This window comes from Streptomyces lonarensis, from assembly GCF_012033735.1.
Taxonomy (GTDB): domain Bacteria; phylum Actinomycetota; class Actinomycetes; order Streptomycetales; family Streptomycetaceae; genus Streptomyces; species Streptomyces lonarensis.
Map to the genome: position 1 here is coordinate 1 of NZ_JAAVJD010000288.1, position 5,736 is coordinate 5,736.

Sequence of the window (5,736 nt, forward strand, 5' to 3'; positions counted from 1 at the left end):
GGCAGGCGCGGGGCCGGCGCGCGGCGCGGGCGGGCCGGCGGCGGTCAGCCGCCGTGCTGCGGGGGCGGGTAGAGCGCGGGGCGGCGGTCGGCGAGGTACGGGTTCTCCTCGCGCGAGGCGGCCTGCAGTGCGCGGTCGACGGTGCCGAGCAGCAGCTCCGTGCCCGTCCCGGCCCGTGCCGGGACGGTCCCGTCCGGCGCGGCGAGGGCGCTGAGCCCGGTGAACTCCAGCTCCCCCTCGGCGCCGCACCGGTTGGCGTAGGCGACCCACAGCTGGTTCTCCCAAGCGCGGGTCGGCACCAGGGCGCGGGCCACGACCTCGTAGGGCCGCATCAGCGCGGTGGGCACCAGCAGCAGGTCGGTCCCGGCCAGCGCGTGGGCGCGCACCGCCTCGGGGAACTCCACGTCGTAGCAGACCAGCAGACCGACCGTCAGCCCGTCGAGCACGGCCTGCACCACCAGCTTCTCCCCGGGGGTGAAGGCGCCGCGTTCGAAGTCGCCGTAGAGATGGGTCTTGCGGTAGGTCGCCGACACCCGGCCGTCGGCACCGGTGAGCTGCACGGAGTTGTGCACCGCGCCGGTGGCGGGGTCGAGTTCGGGGAAGCCGTGGACGACGGCGATCCCGTGGTCGGCGGCGGCTCGCGCCACCGCCGCGGCGCCGGGGCCGTCGGCGGTCTCCGCGCGCTCGCGGACCGTGTCGCCGAGCGCGTAGCCGGTGAGGGAGAGTTCGGGGGTCACCAGCAGCCGGGCGCCGGCCGCCGCGGCGCGGGCGATCGTCCCCCGGAGCGCCGCGGCACCCGCGGCGTTGTCGGCGGGGGCTCCGGGCGGGCCCTGGAGCAGGGCGATGCGCAGCGGCGTCAGCGGCGACGTCAAGGCGACCTCACGGGACGGTGTCGACGGGTGCGGGGTACACCGTTGACGGTACGGCCCGGCGCTGACCTGCGACAAGGCACGTGTGCGGCACACCGTGCGGCGATCCGTTGCGTCTGCGGGCGCCTCAGCGGCGATTCGTTGCGCACGGGTCCGTGCCGGCCGCGCGGGCGGTCTCCGCTTCCGCCGGGCACCGCGCGCGGGCGGTCAGCCCGGCGGACCGGCGGTGTGGCGGCGCAGCAGCGGCGAGAGCACCAGCACCGACTTGGTCCGCTCGACGAACGGCTCCCCCGCGATGCGCTCCAGGACCTGCTCGAAGTGGCGCATGTCGGCGGCGAGCACCTGCACCACGGCGTCGGCGTCCCCGGTGACGGTGGAGGCCGAGACCACCTCGGGGTAGCGGGCGAGGGCCTGCCGGATGTCCTCCGGGGCGGTCCGGGAGCGGCAGAACATCTCGATCATGCCCTCCGTCCGCCACCCGATCGCCGCCGGATCGACGGTGACGGTGAACCCCGTGATGGCCCCTTCGCCCCGCAGCCGGTCCACCCGGCGTTTGACCGCCGGCGCGGAGAGGCCGACCTCGGCCCCGATGTCGGCGTAGGAGCGCCGGGCGTCCTCGGCCAGCGCGTGGACGATCCGCTCGTCCAGTCCGTTCAGTCGCACCCCGGCAGTACACCACGACCGGCGGCCGGGGGCCGCCGGTCGTGGTGGGCGCGTGCGCGAGGTGCGGCGGCGTCCCGCGCGTCGCGGGAGGCCGGCGGGCTTCTACTGCCAGCTGGCGTGCAGCGGCTTGCCCTCGGCGTAGCCGGAGGCGGACTGGACGCCGACCACCGCGCGCTCGCGGAACTCGTCCAGCGAACCGGCACCCGCGTAGGTGCAGGCGGAGCGCACGCCCGCGATGATGGAGTCGATCAGGTCCTCGACGCCGGGCCGTGCCGGGTCCAGGAACATCCGCGAGGTGGAGATGCCCTCCTCGAAGAGCGCCTTCCGCGCCCGGTCGTAGGAGGACTCCTCGGAGGTCCGGTTGCGGACGGCGCGCGCGGAGGCCATGCCGAAGCTCTCCTTGTACAGCCGGCCGTCGGCCGCCTGGAGCATGTCGCCGGGCGACTCGTGCGTGCCGGCGAACCACGAGCCGATCATGACGTTGGAGGCGCCCGCCGCCAACGCCATCGCGACGTCCCGCGGGTGGCGCACGCCGCCGTCGGCCCAGACGTGGCGGCCCAGCCGGCGGGCCTCGGCGGCGCACTCCAGCACGGCGGAGAACTGCGGCCGCCCCACGCCGGTCATCATGCGCGTGGTGCACATCGCGCCGGGCCCGACGCCGACCTTGATGATGTCCGCGCCGGCCTCGACGAGGTCGCGGACGCCCTCCGCGGAGACGATGTTGCCGGCGACGACGGGAACGGAGGGGTTGAGCGAGCGCACGGCGGCCAGCGCGGAGATCATCGACTCCTGGTGGCCGTGGGCGGTGTCGACGACGATGGCGTCGGTGCCGGCCTCCAGCAGCGCCGCGGCCCGCCCGGCGACGTCCCCGTTGACGCCGACGGCGGCGGCCACGCGCAGCCGGCCCGCGTCGTCGGTGGCGGGGGTGTAGAGGGTGGCGCGCAGCGCGCCCGTGCGGTTGAGGATGCCGACCAGCCGGCCCTGGGCGTCCACGGCGGGGGCGATCCGGCGGTGGGCGGCGTCGAGGCGGTTGAACGCCTCGCGCGGGTCGAGCGAGGCGTCGATGAGCAGCAGGTCGCGGGACATCACCTCGGAGAGCCGGGTGAACCGGTCCACCCCGGCGAGGTCGTGCTCGGTGACGATGCCGACGGGCTTGCCGTCGGCGACCACGACGGCGGCACCGTGGGCGCGCTTGGGCAGCAGCGACAGCGCGTCCGCCACGGTCTGCGTCGGCGCCAGCGTGATGGGGGTGTCCAGCACCAGGTGGCGGCTCTTCACCCAGGCGATCACCTCGGCGACCACGTCGATGGGGATGTCCTGCGGGATGACCGTCAGTCCGCCCCGGCGGGCCACCGTCTCCGCCATCCGGCGGCCGGCGACGGCCGTCATGTTGGCGACCACCAGCGGCACCGTGGTCCCGGTGCCGTCCGGGGTGGCGAGGTCCACGGACTGGCGCGACCCCACGGCGGAACGGGAGGGCACCATGAAGACGTCGTCGTAGGTCAGGTCGTACGGCGGCGCGGTGTCGTTGAGGAATCGCATGCTGGGCTCTCTCACCTGCGGTTGGGTGGTGTCTCGGCGGGTGGGAGGCCGGTGCCGGCCGGTGGGCGGATACGCCGCTCGGAGCGGGCCGGGCTGCCGTGGCTCCTACACCAGTATCCCAGGCCGCCCCGCCGGACGGGGAACCGGCGTCCCCGCCGCCGCCCCGCGCGGTGGGAGCCCGCGCGGAACCCGCGCGCCGGTCAGGGCCGGTCGGGGTCGACGCGCTCCAGCGCCGGCCGGCTGCCGGGCGCGGTGCCGAGCAGCTGGTCCGCGGCGGCGGTGTCGGTGACGAGACTGGTGACCAGCCCCGAGCGCAGCACGGCCGCGATGGCCTCCGCCTTGCGGCTGCCGCCCGCGATGGCCACCACCTCGGGCACCCGGCGCAGCCGGTCGGCCTCCACGGTGATGCAGCGCTCCCCGAGGTCGCGGCCGATGCGGCGGCCGTCGCTGTCGAAGAGGTGGGCCGACATCTCCGCGGCGACGCCCAGCGAGGCGTAGTGGGCGCGCTCCTCGGCGCTGAGCATGTCGTGCACGGTGGAGATGCCCGGCTCCCAGGAGCCGATGGAGACGGCGGCGACGGTGACGCGGTCGAAGTACTCGAACGCCGCCGCGATCGCCGGCTGGCGGCGGAGCGCCGCCGCGGTCTGCCGGTCGGGCAGCAGCATCGGCGCGTAGATCGGGTGGGCGCTGCCACCGGAGACGGCGGCGGCGCGCCGCACCGCCTCGACCGAGCCGCGCTCGGCCGTGCCGGCGTCGTAGACCCCGGTCAGCTGCACGACGGTGCACGGGGAGAGCTGCCGCAGCGCGGCGGCCATGTGGATGGTGGAGCGGCCCCAGGCGAGGCCGAGGACGTCGCCCTCGTCGACCAGCTCCCCCAGCAGGTCCGCGGCGACCTCGCCGAGGTTCTCCGGGTCCGGGGTGTCGTCGGGGGCGTCGGCGGGCGACTCGGCGACGACGACGTGCCGGAGCCCGAACCGGGCGCGCAGCGCGTCGGAGCGGTCGGCGTCCAACTCGGCGGGGACGCGGATCTCGATCCGCACCAGGTCGTGCTCGACGGCCGACTCCAGCACCCGCGCGACCTTGAAGCGGCTGACCCCGAACTCGTCGGCGATCTGGATCTTGGACTTGCCCTCCAGATAGAAGCGGCGTGCCATCGCCGCCGCCTGCATCAGCTCGGCGGGGCCCATCCGTGTGGCTGACCTTCCGGCCGACACCGCACTCACCTCACAGTCATCCGGCTGGTGCCGCTCGTGTTCCGCTGGTTCCCGGGTCGTTGCGCGTCCTCATCCTCGCAGACTCGGCGACCCCCGCGGGCCCATCGGTGCCGTGCGCACGGGTCGTCACGCCCCCGTCGTCCCCCGGTCGTTCCGCGGCCACCACCCCGGCGCCGGCCGGCCCCGCCGGTCAGTGGCGGTGCGGCAGCGCGGCCCGCTCCGCCTGCTCGCGCAGCGCGGCGACGGCGCCGGCCGGATCGTCCGCGTTGTAGACCGCGGACCCGGCGACGAAGACGTCGGCACCGGCCTCGGCGCAGCGCTCGATGGTGGAGGCCGAGACGCCGCCGTCGACCTGGAGCCACATCTCCAGCCCGTGCCGGTCCATCATCCGGCGGGCCCGGCGGATCTTGGGCAGCATGATGTCCAGGAAGGCCTGGCCGCCGAAGCCCGGCTCGACGGTCATGATCAGCAGCATGTCCAGCTCGGGGAGCAGGTCCTCGTACGGCTCGATCGGTGTCGCCGGGCGCAGCGCCATGGAGGCGCGCGCCCCCTGGGCGCGGATCTCCCGGGCAAGGCGGACCGGGGCGGCGGCGGCCTCGACGTGGAAGGTGACCGAGCCGGCGCCGGCCTCCGCGTAGGCGGGTGCCCAGCGGTCCGGCTGCTCGATCATCAGGTGGCAGTCCAGCGGGGTGTCGGTCGCCTTGCGCAGCGACTCCACCACCGGCAGCCCCAGCGTCAGATTGGGGACGAAGTGGTTGTCCATGACGTCCACGTGCAGCCAGTCGGCGCCGTCCACCGCCTGCGCCTCCTCCGCCAGACGGGCGAAGTCTGCCGACAGGATGGAGGGGTTGATCTGTGCCATGCGGCCCAGTATCCAGCATGGCCGCCGACGCCGGGGCGCGGGGCGGCACCGCCCGCGCCCTCGGGCGGGTCAGGCAGTGCGGCGCAGCAGGGAGAGGTACATGGCGTCGGTGCCGTGCAGGTGCGGCCACAGCTGCACGTCGGGGCCCTCGCCCAGCTCGGGCACGCCCGGCAGCAGCGGCCGCGCGTCGACCGGCTCGGCCGGGGTCTCGTCGCGGGTGGCGCGCAGCACGTCCTGCACCACCGCGCGGGTCTCGGCGGGGTGCGGGGAGCAGGTGGCGTACGCGACGACGCCGCCCGGCCGCACGGCGCGGAGCGCCTGCCGCAGCAGGTCCCGCTGGAGCGGCGCGAACCGCTCCAGGTCGGACGGGCGGCGGCGCCACCGGGCCTCGGGGCGGCGGCGGAGCGCGCCGAGGCCGGTGCAGGGCACGTCCACCAGGACCCGGTCGAAGGAGCCCGGCGCCCAGGCGGGGCGGGTGCTGTCGGCGGTGACGACCTGGTGCTCGCCCGGGGCCCCGGCCAGCGCCCGCGCGACCAGTGCGGCCCGGTGCGGCTGCCGCTCCGCGGCGAGGAGCGCGGCACCGCGC

General features: G+C 75.9%; 5 protein-coding genes and 1 pseudogene. All 6 read right to left on the reverse strand.

Features of this window, described 5'->3' with window-relative positions; all coding sequences use genetic code 11:
* Nucleotides 1-44: 44 nt before the first annotated feature.
* On the reverse strand, nt 45-860 hold the full coding sequence (locus tag HCN56_RS22930; RefSeq protein ID WP_167974176.1) for a carbon-nitrogen hydrolase family protein: 816 nt from the start codon (nt 858-860) through the stop codon (nt 45-47).
* A gap of 216 nt (nt 861-1,076) precedes the next feature.
* A complete protein-coding gene (locus HCN56_RS22935; RefSeq protein ID WP_167974170.1) occupies nt 1,077-1,532 on the reverse strand; it encodes an Lrp/AsnC family transcriptional regulator in 456 nt (151 codons plus the stop codon).
* A 102-nt stretch (nt 1,533-1,634) separates the two neighbouring features.
* Nucleotides 1,635-3,074, reverse strand: a complete 1,440-nt coding sequence (locus HCN56_RS22940) for a GuaB1 family IMP dehydrogenase-related protein (protein WP_167974178.1) — start codon at nt 3,072-3,074, stop codon at nt 1,635-1,637.
* Nucleotides 3,075-3,274: 200 nt separating this feature from the next.
* Entirely contained in the window at nt 3,275-4,261 is a 987-nt protein-coding gene (locus HCN56_RS22945; RefSeq protein ID WP_167974172.1) for a sugar-binding transcriptional regulator, read from the reverse strand.
* A gap of 217 nt (nt 4,262-4,478) precedes the next feature.
* Nucleotides 4,479-5,150, reverse strand: coding sequence for a ribulose-phosphate 3-epimerase (gene rpe / locus HCN56_RS22950; protein ID WP_167974174.1), 672 nt, complete (start codon nt 5,148-5,150; stop codon nt 4,479-4,481).
* A gap of 69 nt (nt 5,151-5,219) precedes the next feature.
* Nucleotides 5,220-5,736 (reverse strand): annotated as a pseudogene (locus HCN56_RS22955) (rRNA cytosine-C5-methyltransferase); the annotation flags it as partial.

What these genes read in the sequence shown, in the direction of transcription:
- HCN56_RS22945 (WP_167974172.1), bottom strand. Translation starts at nt 4,261, where the DNA reads ATGGGCCCCGCCGAGCTGATGCAGGCGGCGGCGATGGCACGCCGCTTC.
- HCN56_RS22940 (WP_167974178.1), bottom strand. Translation starts at nt 3,074, where the DNA reads ATGCGATTCCTCAACGACACCGCGCCGCCGTACGACCTGACCTACGAC.
- rpe (WP_167974174.1), bottom strand. Translation starts at nt 5,150, where the DNA reads ATGGCACAGATCAACCCCTCCATCCTGTCGGCAGACTTCGCCCGTCTG.